This window comes from Pseudomonas putida (assembly GCA_029953615.1).
GTDB lineage: Bacteria > Pseudomonadota > Gammaproteobacteria > Pseudomonadales > Pseudomonadaceae > Aquipseudomonas.
In genome coordinates this window covers 119,502-134,968 of record CP124529.1, presented here as the reverse complement: position 1 = coordinate 134,968, position 15,467 = coordinate 119,502, and the positions used below count along the sequence as shown (strand labels likewise).

Here is a 15,467-nt window from a genome sequence, read left to right as displayed (position 1 = left end):
TTTCAAGTCTTTTGCCAGTCATCGGATCCTTCGGTGCCGCAGACCTCATGGCATTCAGTAATTTTCCGGTAGGAGAACCAGACTTCAACCTCTTGGTGTCGGGGCGTGGGTGTGTCTTCTTGTGCGTGGGGTTGCTCGGTTCTAAGTTTGATGATGGTCGCGTCCGTAAGCGTGGTTCTGTAATACAACTCGTTTGGATCTTCGCTGGTGGCTCTGTATTGCGTGATTACAACCTCTGGGAGCAACTCTGCCTTGCAGATCGATTCCAGCAGCAAGGGCTTTGATTTGTTGGTGGTGAAGGTGACTTTGTAAGGGCCGTGCACGCGCTTTCCCGAGGGCTGGCCGTTCTGTGGGTCGATCGGTGTGTTTATCTCGTGCTCGATTTTTTGCACCATGATTTCATCGGCGAACTCCGATTGATAAATATTGCCAATTGACTCGGAAGTACTGGCGCCTTCACTGATGTTGCCTTGTACCTTGCCGGTGATTTTTAAATAGGCTGGTGATGCCATGATGTGCTCCTGATTTCAGTAGGTGTACACGCCAATATTTGTAAAGGCGTGGCCATCGGAAACGATGGACTTGTTAACGAGACGGAGCCTCGCCAATTCGTTGAAGTCACGGGTGCCGAACTTCAGCTACTTATTGCTGTAAAATTCCGTTGAGTGATTCCAGCACCTCGGTAGTAATCAGGTGCAGGCGATAGCTATAGATTCCATAGGCCACGGCCATGGCAAGGACGGAAATCACCAAAGGGCTCCACCACGGCAATTGCCGGTTCATACGGAAATTGCGCGGAGCCACATGGGTGTAGGGGTCACATACGTCTTCCGGGGTAGGCCCGCGCAGTTCACGTAGCATCCCGTGAAGTTGGTGGATGAGTGCGTTCAGCGTTTCTTCGCCCTTTGGCGCAATGGCGTACTTGCCCCTCAGGCCAAGGCACAACACGAAGTACATGAATTCCAATACGTCCTGATAGCGAGCGGGCTCCTGCATCAGGCGGGACAGCACCGTAAAAAATTTCTCCCCGCCCCAGGTTTCGTCGTGGAAGATGCTGAGCAGTGGTTCCTGGCTCCAGCAGCTGTTCTTGCCCCAGGGTCGTTCCATCACCGCTTCATCGATGTACAGACATAGAGCGTACGAATACGCCAGCGCTTGAGCGGGTTCGTAGCCGTGTTGGCTTATTTCTTCCTGAATGTTCTCGATCTGCTTGCGCACTTTCTGGTGTACATCTTTGATGTTTGGCAGTTCGTCCAGGGTGCGCAGGCGTATGGCCAGGCCGAACAGCGGTGCAGCCGCATCCAGCATCAGATTGTCGTAGCCGCCCCGTAGCTGGAAGTCTGGATCAGCCGGGTAGCCTTCGTGAGCGGGTTCTGGTCTTGGCTTCTGCTCGTGGGCTTCAGACGTTGTCGAAGTGGGTGGGTTACCGGGTAATGGCGTCCTGAGCTTCGAGTGCAGCCGCGTGCCTTCGACATTTGTGGTATCGATAGGGGCATTGCTTTTCTCTTCCATCTCATTCACTCCTGATTGCCCAAAGTTGCAGCTCAAGGCCGGGGAAGTCGCCCGCAATGTGGATACCGAAGCCGCTCGCGGTCTTCATGCGTGCCCACGCCGGGTCACGCCGATCCAGTTCGAAGTAGTTGAAGCCTGCATGGAAAGGAAGGTCGCGAGGCGCCACCGGTAACGGGGTCAACGGGATACCTGGTAGTTGCAATGGCACCAGCTCGTTCAGTGATTCGAGTGAAGTGACTTTGACTTTCTGCACGAACATCTGGCGCAGCACCTGAGGGGGCAGGTGGGCGCGCACCGCAAGGATAAAATCAGCCTCATCGATCAGCCGGCGGTCCTCCAGCGTGGTCGTCATCACGCCGTAGTCCAGTGTCTGCAGTGGTAACGACACGGCGCGCGGTTGCAGGACAGTACCTAGTGCTCGGCGTAGCGTGTCTTCCAGCGGCTTGAACGAGGTGTGCAGCGCTGTGTGGTGATAGGCGGGGTATTCCTGCGGCAGCCGATTTTCGTCGGTAAAGGTCACGAACTCGCCACAGGCCTGGCTCATGCTCAGGTAGAGCTGTTCGGGGTGTGTCTGCGCTTGCCTGGCCAGGTGCTGGAAGCAGGGCCACCAGCGGTTCATGGCTTGCAGCAGATTGAAGTCGCGAATATCGGCGATGCCAGACTGGCCTGCTCCGCCAATGCGTGCTGCAAGGTTGCGCCCCCGTTCGCGCATGGTGTTGGTAATTTCCTCAAGAAATCGTTGCAGCGCAGGTATTGCCCGCACTGTCACGCAGGTGGGGTAGAACGCTTCATCCAGCTGCAGGCTGCCATCGGGGCGGCGTTCCAGAATGCGTGCCAAGGCCAGGCGGGAGTAGGCGCTGCTGTCTTCGGCCTTGCGTTTGAGCTGCAGGTTGGGGACGGCCAGGTCGACCTGCACCAGGTCGCCGTCAGCGCTATGGGTATCCTTGATTTCCTGAGCCTGGGCGATGTAGCGGAAGTCGGCGGCATTGTCGGGCCAGCTCACTTCACGGCCACCATCGGTGCGCAGGGGCAGACATAGATACACTTCGCTGTGCTTCGAAGCGTCATCCTCGATTTCCAGCGGTGGTGGAGGTGGAAGATCTGCGGGGATATCGAACACCGTGCCGTCTGGCATGACGCCCCGGGCCCGGGTAATGGCGATTTTGCCCAGGGTGAGGTACTCGTCATTCAGCTGAAGTTCGCTGAAACCGTAAAGGGCTGCATTGAGGCTACCAAGGCGTTGGTGCATGGCCGCTTCGCTAGCCCGGGCCGCCTGCTGGAAATGCTGTGGTTTGACGAAAAGGCCCTCAGGCCAAAGGACAGGATTACGTGAACTCATGTGCGCTCCATGTCAGCGTGAGTAAGCGAAAAGGGCAGGACTGGTAGCGCCATCAGTCTTCTTCCTTGAGCAGGATCTGCGTGTCGTTGACCAACACCGACAGAACGATCTGGTGGCCGCGTGGAGGAATGCGCAGCACTTGGCGCCAGGTTGCGTTTTCCTGGCTTCGGTAGTCGCCGATTACCGCTACGAAGCGGGTCTCGGGCTCGATGGGCGCAAAGGGGATGAACTTGAACTGGCCAGGGCGCAGCAGGTAATCGTCATCACGTATGTAGGTGCTGCGCAGGACCTTGGCCGGGTCCTTGTCCAGCAATTGATACACGCTGTTGCGTAGCAGAGAGTCGTCGCTCAACTGCAGGATCTTGATGGCAATGGGCGTAGCGAGCGGCTCTGTGGCCAGGGTTGTAGTGCGCGGCAAGGTAAGCACGACTGTCGGGTCGTCGTAACTGCCGGGGGTACTTTCCTCCAGTGGCGAATAAGCCAGGTCATTGTCTTCGCCCTCGTCCATGACGACTGGCGAGATAGCGGGGAATTGCTCCTGGAGATATTCGAACAACGTTCCGACTTTTTCGGTCAGTACATAGGGGTCTCCCGCACTCAGGCTCACGGCGTAGGGGCTTGGCTCCAGGACGCTCTCATGTTCAGTTGCGATATCGAGGCTGTACGGGTTGCCGTTGAGGGTAGGGCTGGCATTGATGCTGAACGCGACCTCGGTTGGGTGGTCCTTGGGCGGTCCAATGGGCAGCGAGGGGTCCATGATCACTTGGCTCACTCTGCTCAGGGGCGTGCAGCCTGAAAGCCCGATCAACACGGCCAGCAGGGTGACTGCGAGCGGATGCCGCGTCATGAGCGTCCTCCTGCAATCAGACGCTGAAGTGGGGTTTCGTGCGATAACCCCATAACGGTTACTGCATCCAATGCTGCCAAGGGATCATTCCCCACGCCCGGCTCGAACACCGAGCAGATCTCAGTGGTAGCCCGGGCGGCTGGAGGCATCGGTTGCCATGTCTGCGTCGGCAGATCGGCGATCAGCTGTTCGAATACCCTATGGGCAGGGCTGAACAGGTCCTCAAGTGAGCCCGCATCGGTTTGTGAGTACTGAACCAACAGTCGATAGGCGCCGATACGTAAGCTGATCACCCTCAACAAGCCGTCTCGCAGATAGCGCTCCCAGGCTGACGAGGCTGTCGTTCAGATAGGTGCGATTGCAGTGATCGATCGCACAGAAGCTGCCCTCGATCCAGCGGATTTCGCAGTGAATTGGTGCAACGGTCTGGTCACGGTCATTGATCCGCCAGGTGGCAGCCTTGCTGCCGATGGTGCCGCCCGTGCAATCGAACCGATGCCGCGCGGTGACGGTGTGCTGCAATTGGTCGAGATTGGTGATGTTCAGGGTCAATGTATTCATGAGCGCCCCCGGAACCGGACGACGGGGCTGATCTGGCCGTGGCGGTCATCGACAAAGCTGGTCCAGCCCAGATAGGCGCCTCGATTGCGGTGCAGGCAGAATGACGACAGCGCGTTTTGCTTCAGGTGCAGTTCCAGGTCGTAGGCCAGGCCATCACGCAGTAGAAAGTCGATCAGTGCGCGCAAACGGCCGAAGTTGATGCCGCTGGGGAGCAGGTCGCGCAATTGCACCTGGTCCAGTTCGCTGATCACGATGGTGAACTTGCTGCTACGGGTGCGCGTGCGGCTGCCGACCATGAACGTGTTGCCCAGCTCGCCGTTGCTGCGCCCGAGACTTACAAGCTGTGTGGCCGTAGTGGGGACTGAGCGGGTTTCGAACTCGCGTATCTGTACATGCTTTAGGTCGAAACAGTGGGCAATGATGCCGGCAACCGTTCCCGGTGCACGGCTGCGGCTGGCAATGACACCGGCAAAACTGAGCAACCGGCTCCACGGCAGTGCCGTGTCCCCTCGTAGCTGTTTGTCGTTCAAACCAAGCAGGGCAAAGATGTACTGTGAGAACCCATCGGTGGCTCCCGGCTGAAAGCGGATGTAGTAGCGATATTTACGCCAGATGCGATGCAGCAGGCTGAGCAGGTAGTGGTTGAAGAAATCGAAGAAAGCCGGCCGCACACCAATGCCTTGTGCATGCTCGTATGCCACCTGCTCCAGGTAATAGGTGGGGGTAAAGGCGAGTCAGTACCGTGTAAACCCATGAAGGTGGTGCATACGCGATAGCGCTGTTCCCCGCCGGGCATCCGTTCGGCTTTGTATACGTCCGAAACGGGGAAGGTCAGGCGCGGGTCGCTGGCAAGGCGTACACGCAACCGGGTGGCCTCGCTCGGCCAGCGTGGTTCAAGGTCATCACCATGCAGCCCGTGCAAGCGCTCCAGCAACTGGAAGAAGTTGTACTGGTACGCTTCGGCGAGCAGCTTGTCGGCTAGATCAGCGGTTGTTTGCCGGTCTGGATTGGCCATGTGTAGTGCTCGTTATTGGTGGTGTTGATCACTTCCAGTTTGTGGAAGGAATTGATGCTGGCGTACAGCGCGAAGAAGTGCGCGAGCACGCTACTGAACAGGTACAAGTCGCCTTCGCAGAGGAAGGCGGCCTGGTCCAGCTTCAGCCGGGTGTGCAGGCCGCGAATGGGTTGCCCCTTGATAAGCCAGTCCAAGGGTGTTGTGTGCACATCACGGATGCCATCGAGGCGCTTGCGGGTGGTGCGTGTCTGCTGGATGTCGTGCAATGCGGCGAAGTCATAGGCGCGAATGACCGCTTTCAGTGGGTCGACCGAGAGTAGCGACAGGTAGTTGAGCGACATGTTGGAGATCAAGGCCCACTGCAACTGGCCATCCAGCACTGGCCTGTACGGGCGGGTGGGTACGCAGATGTTGGTGTAGGTAGCCAGGGGCGGTGTGATCTCGGTGAGCACGTTGATGTCATCGATACCCAACGCCAGTGGCAGGTCGCGATTGGTGCAGGTCAGTTCGATGGACGCCGTTTCCAGCTCGCCAATGTAAGCGTTGGCATCGGCGCGCACGAAAGCGATGCAATGCGTGACGCCATCGCCGCGCAGGGAGTCTTCGAGCCGGTAGCGGTAGTACAACGCCGTGCGCCCTTGTACATGTTCGATTTCATGGGCGAACGACTCGAAGGGGCGGAAGGTCCTCAGGTGCTCGCCGGTGCTGCCGTCAGTCGTGGTGCGGGTACTGATCACCTCATCGATGCTGAAGATCTCGTAAGCGTGGCGCTCTGCGCCTTTAGGCTTCAACTCGAACTGAGCGACGTCGCTGGACAGGTCGATGGGCTCGGCGCTGTGCTTGAACAGGTTGACTGCAGGTGTGCAAAACAGCCTGAAGTCTGCCTTGCCGACACGCAGCGAGTCGGGAAGCGGGCGGGTGAAGTGCAGTTCGATACGAACCTTGGCGCTTTGTTCTGCGGGCCACAGGCGTTCCAGTCCGGTGACAGCGAAGAAGTGAAAGCGCTGAGGGAAGATGAAGTACTCCTGCAGGATCCGGTAGCCATCGAAGACGTTCTGAGGATAGGGCAGCAGGGCTTCATCAGGGTTGAAACCCGGAAAGGCGATGCTGCTGGCCGGCAATCGGCGAACCTCGCCATTGATGGTCACGCTGACATGTTCTAGGTATTGAGAGATCCATAAATAGAGCGTGCGGGCGGTGCGGTGATCGCCGCTGAGGTAGAAGTCGAGGGTGGCACAGCCCAAGGTATCCAAAGGCCGCTCGACCAGGGTTTGAAGATCGATGCTGACCACGGAACGGTCGAGGGCCTGGGTTGCGCCTACCGCGTCGATTTCGAACGGATGAATGTTTACTGCTGTGCAGGTGCGAAATTCACAGGTGACACCGTCCACGGGTTTTGAGAACAGCCTTGAACCCTTGGGGATCTGTTGGGACTGGCTGAGCGATTGCTTGCGTGGCGTGAACTGGATGATCGTTACACTGGGCAGCGGCCGAAGGTAGTTGGGCCACAGCAACTGCAGCATAGGGTGTGTCAGCTCTGGCAGGTCGTCTTCCAGCTTCAGTCGTAACTTGGCCGTCAGGAACGCAAAGGCTTCCATCAGGCGTTCGACATCGGGGTCGCTACCGCCGTCGCCAAGCAGCCGAGCCAGCTGTGGGTTGTCCTTGGCGAAGTCGTTTCCCAATTCATGCAGGTAGCGCAGTTCTTCGTTGAATCGGTCCTTCAGTGACATGGGTCACCTCACTCGGGTATAGCGGTTGTGCCCGTTGACCAGCAGCTCCAGTTGCAGCTGTTCTGTGTGGTCATTGACCTGCACCTGGCAGTCCAGCCTGAAATGCAACTCCAGCGGGGTGTGACCATCGGGCACTGCCTTGAGCGCATGCACCTGTATGCGGGGTTCAAAGCGCTGGATGGTGCGGCGAATATCAACGCTCACTTGCTCAAGCAGATCACCTCTGCTCGTGTCGTGCCCGTTGAAGTCGCGCAGGCCCAGCTCAGGGCTGCTCTGTGAGCAACCTTGGCGGGCGTTGAGCAGTGTTTCGAGATGGCGCTTGATGGCGGCGAAGGTGTGGGACGCGTTCTCCTGTCGAGAAGGCTCCCGATGGCCAGACTGATCTGCCATCAAGCGATCAAAAAAGCCTCTCATTGCGTGTCGAGCCGCCCGACCAGGGAGATTTCGAAGTTGGCGCCCATGTATTTGAAGTGCGGGCGCACGGCGAGTGAGACCTGGTACCAGCCTGGATCACCGGCAACGTCTGAAACTTCAACGCTGGCAGCGCGTAGCGGCCGGCGGCTGCGTACATCGGCAGAAGGGTTCTCCTGATCGGCGACATACTGCTTGATCCATTTGTTGAGCTCGCATTCAAGGTCGCGGCGTTCTTTCCAGCTGCCGATCTGCTCGCGCTGCAGCACCTTGATGTAGTGGGCCAGCCGGTTGACGATGAACAGGTAGGGCAACTGAGTGCCGAGCTTGTAGTTGGTCTGGGCCTGCAGGCCTTCAGGTGTCTTGGGGAAGTTCTTCGGTTTCTGTACCGAGTTGGCCGAGAAGAAAGCGGCGTTGTCGCTGTCCTTGCGCATGGTCAGGGCGATGAAGCCCTCTTCGGCAAGTTCGAACTCTTTTCGATCGGATATCAGCACCTCGGTAGGAATTTTGGCCTGTAGCTGCCCCAGGGATTCGTATAGATGCACCGGCAGGTCTTCGACAGCACCGCCTGACTGCGGGCCGATTATGTTCGGGCACCAGCGGTAGCGGGCAAAACTGTCATTGATGCAGCTGGCCAGCAGGAAGGCGGAGTTGCCCCACAAGTAGTTGTCATGCCGGCCGGCGATGTTTTCGTCGTAGTTGAAACTCTCGATGGCTTTTTCCTGGTGGTGGTAGGCGGAGCGAAGCATGAAGCGCGGCCCGGTCAGTGCGGTGTAACGGGCATCTTCACTTTCGCGGAAAGCACGCCATTTGGCATGCCGTGGGCCGGCGAAGATGTCCTTGATCTCCTTGAGGTTCGGCAATTCCTCAAAGCTGCTGAGGTTGAAGAACTCCGGAGAAGGCGCCGCCAGGAATGGCGCATGCGACATGGCGCCGACAGAGGCCATATAGCTCAGTAGCTTGATGTCCGGGGAGGAGGGGCCGAAGCTGTAGTTACCGACCATGGCGGCAACTGGTTCACCGCCAAATTGGCCGTAGCCTGCGGTATAGACGTGTTTGTAAACGCCACTGCAGGTGATGTCGGCCGCGTTCTCGAAGTCATCGAGCAAGTCTTCCTTGCAAACATGCAACACTTCGAGCTTTATATTCTCGCGGAAGTCCGTGCGGTCCACCAGAAGCTTGAGGCTACGCCACGAGGATTCAAGCTGTTGAAACTTGGGCTGATGAAGAATGGCATCCATCTGTTTGCTGAGTACCCGATCCAGCTCTGCAATCATCTGGTCGACGCGATGCTTGTTGATCAGTTGATCCGGGTCATTGCTTTTGAGGATTTCGGCGATGAACGCAGATACACCCTGGCGAGCAACCTGATAGCCCTCTTGAGCAGGCACCAACTTGGTTTCTGCCATCAGCTGGTCGAGCAAGGTGGTGTTGCTTAATGTGTCGGTAGTTACTTCAGCGGCGACGGTAGTATTGCTTGGCTTCGGCATTGGGACGCTCCGTTGTCTCAGTCTGCTTTTGGCGCCTCGAGCACCAGGTCGAGTTCTTTCGCGAGTTGTTTGCGGGCGTGCTCATCGTTCAACAGATGTTGCAGTTGCTTGCGGAAAGTTGGCACGTTGCCCAGCGGGCCTTTCAGGGCGACTAACGCTTCGCGCAGTTGAAGCAGTTTGTTCAGCTCCGGTACCTGACGGGCGATGCCATCGGGGCCGAAGTCGTTGATCGACTTGAACCGCAGATTGACTGCCAGTTCCGCATCCGGGCCCGCGCTGAGCATGGATGGCACCGACATATCCAGGCGCACCTCGGCATCGCTCAGCACATTGTTGAAGGTGTGTTTGTCAATGCGCATGACCGTACGGTCTTCCAGGGCGCGGTTGTCACCCAGGCCGAAGTCGCCTAAAACAAGCATTTTGTGAGGTAGCTCTACTTCGGCTTGTTCGCCACTGGTGGCCGGTACGTATTTGATATTGATGCGCTCTTTGGGCGCAACGGAACCGGAGGGCTTGCTCATTGCCTGATATCCTTTTCTTGTTTCGCCTTTTATGTAGGAAGTGTCCTACAAGTTCGTGTTTAATAATAAACGTGTGTCTGTGCTCAAGTTTGTTGCGCATAAAAACCATGCGCTCGAAAAGTGGCGAGAGTCGAGTGAAAAGATGTAAGAAAATATTTGTTTGTATTGTTTGTTGGTAATGTACTAGGCTCCGGTCGATTTCGTCAGGTTTGGTGTTTCGTACTTTGTTCAGTGTGCTTGGCTGATCTTGTAGGAAAGCGCTACTTATCATGTAGGACGTATTTACTATTTCAAAGAGAGTGGACTTAAGATGATTGCCCGCTATTCCTGTGGCATTGTTCTCTCGTTGATATTTGGCCTGCCGCCGGCGTTTGCGAGCCCAGTGCGGGACTGCCCTCGAATTGTGTCTAACGTGGAGCGTCTGGCTTGTTTTGATGAGGCCGCGAATACACCCGCATATGTAACAAAGCGGCAGTGGTCTGCAGCCGAGCAAGAGGCACCCAGTGTGCTACGAGTAATGGCAAACGAAACCGCGCGAGGGCCAGATGACCTGACCATTTCTCGCAAGTACGGATGAGGGGGATTGGCGGTTGCATGGTCTGGTGATTTCAGCACCGGCAATTGCATCGGCCGCCCTGCGCCCGTACCTGGCCATCAGTTGCGTGGAGGGCATCTCCAGGCTGCAGTTGATCAGCGCGCGGCCCCTGGACGCGAGATGGGTGAAGGTGCAGTTGCAGGGCATGCGGGGATCAACGGTTGCAAGGCCCTGGCAGGTGATGGAGAACGGCCAGGTGCTGGATGCGGGGCGGGGCCTGCCAGCCATCGAGCAGATCAAGAAGTTGATCGGGGCTCAACGCATACGGCTGCTCAGTGACAACCCCGAGGTTGATGGCCTTGTGTTCGATGCCCAGGGGCTGGACCCACTGATCAGCAAGGCGCGTAGCACATGTCGCTGGTAACTGGGTGGGGGGAAGAGCAACTCACCCGGTTGCTTATGCCGATCGATCCGGCAGTACCGGCTGGCCTGTTCGACATGGAGGACGAAACCTACCAGGCCATTGATCAAGAGATGGTCAAGCTGGGCGGGCTACAGGAGGCTTCAATCGACTGGAGCTACATCGAAGAGGCGTCTTGTCAGTATCTGGGCCAGCAGTGCAAGCACGTGCGGATCGTCGCACACCTGAGTGTCGTGTGGCTGCGCAGCGGTTGCTGGGAGCGCTGGAGCGTCACTTTGGCGTTGCTTGCCGGCATTGTGGAACGCTATTGGGAAGCCGCTCATCCAAAACCGGGGCCCAAAGGCTTCCTGGGCAAGCGCAAACTGGTTGGCCTTGTGCTTAATCGCTTGATCGAAGCGCTACCGCGTCTTGACCGTTTCACGTACACCCCTGCTCATGCAGTGGTCGCGCGGGATGCGTTGACGCGTTTGATCCAGCAACAAGACGCCGCACAACTGGATGCGGCTGTTCTGAGTGAGCTGGAGCGGCTGTTACTTGAACACACGGACCTTGCCAATGGTGTCGGCGAGGCTGCTGCGCCCATCTCCCCGATTGCAAGCAGACCAACCAGCGTCACTGGCTGACGTCATTGCAAGGCCTGTGCCCCGGCCTTCAATTGGCAACGAGCGCGAAACGCGCCGTGCCGTGTTGAATTTGGCCGAACTCATCAATCAACAGGATCCCTACGACCCCGTTGGCTACCAGCTACGTCGCTTCGGCTTATGGGCCCATATCCAGACCGCACCTGCCGTCAAACAGCGGCACTGCACGGGACTGATAGCGGTACCGCCGGAAGTTGTCGCTGCTTACGAAAATGCTGCAACCAGTACTTCGATTGATGTGGCGTTACTGCATCGGATCGAGAAAAGCATCACGGCAGCCCCTTATTGGATCCGCGGCAGCTTCCTGGCTGCGACTGTAGCGTCGCAGTTGGCGATGACCGAGGTCAGCGAGGCCATTCGCAGTACGACCGCGCGGTTTGTACAGCGCCTTCCTTCGTTACAGCAACTGTGCTTCAGCGATGGCACGGTGTTCGTCGATGGCCAATGTCTGGCCTGGCTCAAAGGCAGAGCCAGAGTGGCTGACCAAGGCGCTGCTTTTCAGGAGTTCCGCAGTCTGCGGGAGGAGCTCGTCTCTCAGCTGGAGGGTATTGGTGTAGAGCAGGTTCTCTTGAGGCTGCAAGGGATGCAAGCAGATCTCCATTCCCCTCGTGAACGCTCCCACACCACGCTCATCGCCGCCGATTTGCTGACGACCCGAGGTGTTTCCTGGCTGGCCCGGGAATTGTGCGCCGGCGTAGCCAGGACGATGCAGCAAACCACTGCTGCTGCCTGGGAACCCGAGGTTTTCCAGGGGCTTCAGCACTATGCGACATCTTCAGCATTGGCAGATCAGAACAAGGATCCAGAGCCCTCATGAATCCACTATGGAAACCACTCAAACGCTGGGGCTTGCCCCTGGTTACCCGCATTGGCCTGGCGATGCCGTTGCTGCTCGGGCTTGGCGCCGTGCTGATGCTGATCGCCATCTGGTGGCTCGGGCCGCAATGGACGTGGCGTGAGCCAACAACCGCTAGCCGAGGTGGCTCATCGCATGGTGGCGAGCCTGGTGCTCGTGGTGGTACCGCTACTTTGCGGGCTTATTGTATTGAGCACGCGCTTTCGCCATCTGCAAGCGCAACGCAAGGAGGCAGTGGCCGTCGAACTGGATCGCGCGTTACCGCTTGTCCACGCCCAAGAGAAGGCATTGAACCAGGGGCTTGCGCGATATCTCGACAGTGCCGGCGGGCGCAGAGCCTTGTACCGGTTGCCGTGGTACCTGGTGTTGGGTGATGAACATTCCGGCAAGAGCAGCTTCGTTGAACGTACCGACCAGAATTTTTCCCTGACCCGCATCGACCGCGCCCAGGCGCGCGGCTACCAGGTTGAAGTGCTTGCCTACCCGGTAGGCTGGTGGGTCAGCAATGACGCGGTGATCATCGACCCACCTGGTGTTTTCATCCGCCAGGAAGCATCGGCAGGCTCGTTATCCGAGCACTTGAAAGCCCCTGAATCTTCTCTGCCGTCCGGAACTCCAGCCAGGTTGTGGAACCACCTGCTGGAATGGCTACTGCACAATCGCAGTCAGAGAGCCCTCAATGGATTAGTACTGGTCATCGACCTGCCGGCACTGGTTCATGGTACGTCCGAGCAACGTATCGCTTTGGCCCACGTCCTGCGCACGCGTCTGTACGAGGTGAGTAGCCAGCTTGGTTCGCGCCTGCCGTTGTATGTGGTGCTATCCAAATTCGATCTGCTGGATGGCTTCGACCAGCTCTACAGCAAGCTCTCGGCCTCCCGGCGGGAGAAACTGCTAGGGTTCACCTTCAAACTGGATGCGGTCGATTCGTTCGACGCCTGGTTGGACGAATACGATGAATGCTACGGTCGCTTGATCAGGGGGCTGTTCGAGCAGGTATTTGACCAACTTGACGGGCTGGGCAGTGCGCCGCCCCGGGCGCGGCTGTTCTCCTTGTATGCGCAACTGGTTGGCCTGCGCCCGATATTGATGGGTTTCCTGCGTGAAACGTTGGCGAGCGATCGGTTTACCACACCAGCACTGGTACGTGGCGTCTATTTTTCGTCGGTGGTGCAGCAAGGTGACATGCTCAATGCATTCGTTCGTGAGGCGGCTCAACCCTACGAGACAAAGCTCCCCCTGCGTGAAGGCAAGGCGCAAGGCAAGTCATTGGTCTACTTCATTCAGCAGGCCTTCCGGAGAGTCATCTACCAGGAGGCCGGCCTCGCCGGCGACAATGTCAGGGTGGCACGTAACAAGCGCCAGTTGTCATGGATGGGTTTCGGTGTAGGTATCCTGGCGTTCTGTGTCGTCATCGCCACCTGGCAGCGCTATTTCGATATCAACGGCACCAAGGCAGCCAGCGTGCTTGCCAAGAGCCGGGAGTACAGCCGTCACCAGGTGGACCAGCGCCTGGACCCGACCGGGCGCAACTTGCTGGAGCCACTGGACCAGATCCGTGATGCAGTAGTGGTATTTGGCGATTATCGAGCGGCCTGGCCGGGTGTTGCTGAATTTGGCCTGTACCAGGGGCGCACCATTGGCCCCTCGATCGATGAGGCCTACCTGAGCTTGCTCTCCAAGCGCTTCTTGCCGGCCTTGGCCAGTGGCGTGATCGACGCCATGAGCGCGGCTTCCCCAGGCAGTGAGCAGCAGATGGCCTCGCTCAGGGTGTACCGGATGCTCGAGGATCGCCAGAACCGCCGGCCAGGTTGGGTTGAGGACTGGATGGCCCGCCAGTGGCAACAGGCTTTCCCGGGCCAGGGGCAACTGCAGCGCAACCTCATGCAGCATCTGCAATACGCCTTGGCCTATGCCGATACCGATCTGCAACATTACCGCCAGCGTGTCGCCGAGGTGCAGCAGACCTTGCGAAAGGTGCCGCTGCCGGAGCGGGTCTATGCAAGCCTCAAACAACAGGCCCAGGAGCAGCTGCACACAGGCTTGGACCTGCGTCATCAGGTCGGGCCAGCGTTCGATGTGGTCTATCAGTCGGCTTCTGGCTCCAGGCTGGGCAATGACGGTGTCTTGCTTGCGCCTATGCTCACCGCCAGAGGCTTCAAGGAGTACTTTGAACCGCGTAGCCAGCGGTTCGCCGACATGGCGATGATCGACCAGTGGGCGTTGGGCGAGCGAAGTCAGCTCGATTACTCGGACACCGATCGTGATGTGCTGACAGAACGCCTGCGCAGCCTGTACAGCACCGATTACATTGATAGCTGGCGGCGTGCCTTGAATGCCTTTTCGGTGGCTGATTTCCGAGATCTGGACCATGGTGTCGCCATCCTGGAGCAATTGACCGGGCCCGCTGCTCCGCTACATCGGCTGCTGGATACGGTGAGGGACAACACTGTGCTTTCATTGCCAGCGGGGCTTGATATACCGAGCGAGGCAGAAGCGCGTCGACCAGCAAGCAGCAAGCCCGAGATGCAGCAAGCGTTGGCCATCCAGCGGGCATTTTCGGGCCTGAGTGCCATGTTGCAGGCAGCAGGTGAAAAACCGAGCTACTACGATGAGACCCTCGCCGCCATTGCGGCCGTACATGACTATGCCAAGGCAGTGCAGGACAGCCCGGACCGAGGCAAGGCCGCTCTGCAAGCCGTGCATCAGCGCTTCTCGATGACAGGGCACGACCCGATCAGTACCTTGCAACGAGTGGCAACGGGCTTGCCGGAACCCGTCAATCATCAAGTCCGAAAGGTGGCAGATCAGACAGCGCAAGTGCTGAACGTTGAAGCGCTGCGCGAGTTGGAGCGCCGCTGGGATGCTGAGGTTTACAGTTTCTTCCAGCAGCGCCTGGCAGGCCGCTACCCCTTTGTGGTGAGGGCGCCCGATGCCTCCCTGGATGACTTTGAAGCATTCTTCGGACCAAAGGGGCGTCTGCAACAGTTCAATGATCAGTACCTGAAGATCTTCCTGAAGGAAAACCTCGAAGCCCTGCAGTCCGGTCAGCACGGGCAGTCGCTGATTCGCGACGATGTCATCGAGCAGTTGGAGCTGGCTGAACGCATCCGTGAAACCTTCTTCGATCAGCGCGGCAATCTGAGTGTGCAGTTCAGTATTGAGCCGTTGGGGCTGAGTGCGAATCAACGTACCAGCTTGCTGGATCTGGATGGCCAGTTGATTTCCTACACTCATGGCCCAAGCCAGATCGCCGGTATCGTCTGGCCCAATACCCAAGGGCAGCAAGTGCGCAGCAACCTCACCTTGCTCAGGCAGAACGGAAATAGCAGCAGCCTGGAGTACCGCGGCCCTTGGTCGATGTTCCGCCTGCTCAGCCGTGGCTCGCTCAATGGGAGGACGGCAACCAGTGTGGATTTGAGCTTCAGGGCGGGCGACGGGGTGATGCGCTACCGGTTGAATGCCGAGAAAGCCTTCAACCCGATTACCCAGGAGCCTTTCAAGGGCTTCCGATTGCCACGAGGTTTGTTGCAACAGCCACCCAAGATGGCGCAGGGGAGGCAGTCGGATGAGCCGCTGTTATGAAGA

At 58.1% G+C, this 15,467-nt stretch carries 13 protein-coding genes and 2 pseudogenes; 5 read left to right on the top strand and 10 right to left on the bottom strand.

Annotated features, from left to right (window positions below; all coding sequences use genetic code 11):
• Positions 1 to 2: 2 nt before the first annotated feature.
• The 10 genes and pseudogenes from QIY50_00660 to tssB all read right to left on the bottom strand — a co-directional run bounded on the left by QIY50_00660 (position 3) and on the right by tssB (position 9,426).
• Positions 3 to 512, bottom strand: a complete 510-nt coding sequence (locus tag QIY50_00660; protein ID WGV20859.1) for an Hcp family type VI secretion system effector — start codon at positions 510 to 512, stop codon at positions 3 to 5.
• Positions 513 to 642: 130 nt separating this feature from the next.
• Positions 643 to 1,512, bottom strand: a complete 870-nt coding sequence (icmH, locus tag QIY50_00655) for a type IVB secretion system protein IcmH/DotU (protein WGV20858.1) — start codon at positions 1,510 to 1,512, stop codon at positions 643 to 645.
• A 1-nt stretch (position 1,513) separates the two neighbouring features.
• Positions 1,514 to 2,851 carry a type VI secretion system baseplate subunit TssK gene (gene tssK / locus QIY50_00650; protein ID WGV20857.1) on the bottom strand — a complete coding sequence of 446 codons (1,338 nt, stop codon included), beginning with the start codon at positions 2,849 to 2,851 and terminating at the stop codon, positions 1,514 to 1,516.
• Between the two features lie 52 nt (positions 2,852 to 2,903).
• Entirely contained in the window at positions 2,904 to 3,698 is a 795-nt protein-coding gene (gene tssJ, locus QIY50_00645) for a type VI secretion system lipoprotein TssJ (GenBank protein ID WGV20856.1), read from the bottom strand.
• Between the two features lie 222 nt (positions 3,699 to 3,920).
• Positions 3,921 to 4,259 (bottom strand): FHA domain-containing protein, encoded by a 339-nt coding sequence (locus QIY50_00640; GenBank protein WGV20855.1) that lies wholly within the window; start codon positions 4,257 to 4,259, stop codon positions 3,921 to 3,923.
• Positions 4,256 to 5,274 (bottom strand): annotated as a pseudogene (gene tssG / locus QIY50_00635) (type VI secretion system baseplate subunit TssG). Before tssG ends, QIY50_00640 begins: the two are co-directional and overlap by 4 nt.
• Complete coding sequence (gene tssF / locus QIY50_00630) at positions 5,238 to 7,004, bottom strand: type VI secretion system baseplate subunit TssF (GenBank protein ID WGV20854.1); 1,767 nt, start codon at positions 7,002 to 7,004, stop codon at positions 5,238 to 5,240. Before tssF ends, tssG begins: the two are co-directional and overlap by 37 nt.
• A gap of 3 nt (positions 7,005 to 7,007) precedes the next feature.
• The gene (gene tssE / locus QIY50_00625; protein WGV20853.1) at positions 7,008 to 7,418 is read right to left on the bottom strand and encodes a type VI secretion system baseplate subunit TssE; all 411 of its coding nucleotides are present in this window, start codon (positions 7,416 to 7,418) and stop codon (positions 7,008 to 7,010) included.
• Positions 7,415 to 8,905, bottom strand: a complete 1,491-nt coding sequence (tssC, locus tag QIY50_00620) for a type VI secretion system contractile sheath large subunit (GenBank protein ID WGV20852.1) — start codon at positions 8,903 to 8,905, stop codon at positions 7,415 to 7,417. The genes tssE and tssC overlap by 4 nt, the downstream gene beginning before the upstream one ends.
• 17 nt (positions 8,906 to 8,922) lie before the next feature.
• A complete protein-coding gene (gene tssB, locus QIY50_00615; GenBank protein WGV20851.1) occupies positions 8,923 to 9,426 on the bottom strand; it encodes a type VI secretion system contractile sheath small subunit in 504 nt (167 codons plus the stop codon).
• A 310-nt stretch (positions 9,427 to 9,736) separates the two neighbouring features.
• Between tssB and QIY50_00610 the strand changes: the two genes are divergently transcribed.
• From QIY50_00610 to tssM, 5 genes and pseudogenes are all read left to right on the top strand, one after another.
• Positions 9,737 to 10,003 carry a type VI secretion system-associated protein TagO gene (locus tag QIY50_00610; GenBank protein ID WGV20850.1) on the top strand — a complete coding sequence of 89 codons (267 nt, stop codon included), beginning with the start codon at positions 9,737 to 9,739 and terminating at the stop codon, positions 10,001 to 10,003.
• Between the two features lie 13 nt (positions 10,004 to 10,016).
• Positions 10,017 to 10,385 (top strand): type VI secretion system-associated protein VasI, encoded by a 369-nt coding sequence (gene vasI / locus QIY50_00605; GenBank protein ID WGV20849.1) that lies wholly within the window; start codon positions 10,017 to 10,019, stop codon positions 10,383 to 10,385.
• Positions 10,373 to 11,005: a type VI secretion system ImpA family N-terminal domain-containing protein gene (locus QIY50_00600; GenBank protein ID WGV20848.1), complete on the top strand. Its 633-nt coding sequence runs from the start codon at positions 10,373 to 10,375 to the stop codon at positions 11,003 to 11,005. The genes vasI and QIY50_00600 overlap by 13 nt, the downstream gene beginning before the upstream one ends.
• The gene (gene tssA / locus QIY50_00595; protein WGV23128.1) at positions 10,938 to 11,840 is read left to right on the top strand and encodes a type VI secretion system protein TssA; all 903 of its coding nucleotides are present in this window, start codon (positions 10,938 to 10,940) and stop codon (positions 11,838 to 11,840) included. Before QIY50_00600 ends, tssA begins: the two co-directional genes overlap by 68 nt.
• A pseudogene (gene tssM / locus QIY50_00590) lies at positions 11,837 to 15,464 on the top strand (type VI secretion system membrane subunit TssM). Before tssA ends, tssM begins: the two are co-directional and overlap by 4 nt.
• The last annotated feature ends 3 nt before the right edge of the window (positions 15,465 to 15,467 follow it).

Excerpts from the sequence above, each read along its gene's own strand:
- tssC (WGV20852.1), bottom strand. The coding sequence starts at position 8,905 with ATGCCGAAGCCAAGCAATACTACCGTCGCCGCTGAAGTAACTACCGAC.
- icmH (WGV20858.1), bottom strand. The coding sequence starts at position 1,512 with ATGGAAGAGAAAAGCAATGCCCCTATCGATACCACAAATGTCGAAGGC.
- tssA (WGV23128.1), top strand. The coding sequence starts at position 10,938 with ATGGTGTCGGCGAGGCTGCTGCGCCCATCTCCCCGATTGCAAGCAGAC.
- QIY50_00660 (WGV20859.1), bottom strand. The coding sequence starts at position 512 with ATGGCATCACCAGCCTATTTAAAAATCACCGGCAAGGTACAAGGCAAC.
- QIY50_00640 (WGV20855.1), bottom strand. The coding sequence starts at position 4,259 with ATGAATACATTGACCCTGAACATCACCAATCTCGACCAATTGCAGCAC.
- QIY50_00610 (WGV20850.1), top strand. The coding sequence starts at position 9,737 with ATGATTGCCCGCTATTCCTGTGGCATTGTTCTCTCGTTGATATTTGGC.
- tssE (WGV20853.1), bottom strand. The coding sequence starts at position 7,418 with ATGAGAGGCTTTTTTGATCGCTTGATGGCAGATCAGTCTGGCCATCGG.
- QIY50_00600 (WGV20848.1), top strand. The coding sequence starts at position 10,373 with ATGTCGCTGGTAACTGGGTGGGGGGAAGAGCAACTCACCCGGTTGCTT.
- tssJ (WGV20856.1), bottom strand. The coding sequence starts at position 3,698 with ATGACGCGGCATCCGCTCGCAGTCACCCTGCTGGCCGTGTTGATCGGG.
- tssB (WGV20851.1), bottom strand. The coding sequence starts at position 9,426 with ATGAGCAAGCCCTCCGGTTCCGTTGCGCCCAAAGAGCGCATCAATATC.
- tssK (WGV20857.1), bottom strand. The coding sequence starts at position 2,851 with ATGAGTTCACGTAATCCTGTCCTTTGGCCTGAGGGCCTTTTCGTCAAA.
- tssF (WGV20854.1), bottom strand. The coding sequence starts at position 7,004 with ATGTCACTGAAGGACCGATTCAACGAAGAACTGCGCTACCTGCATGAA.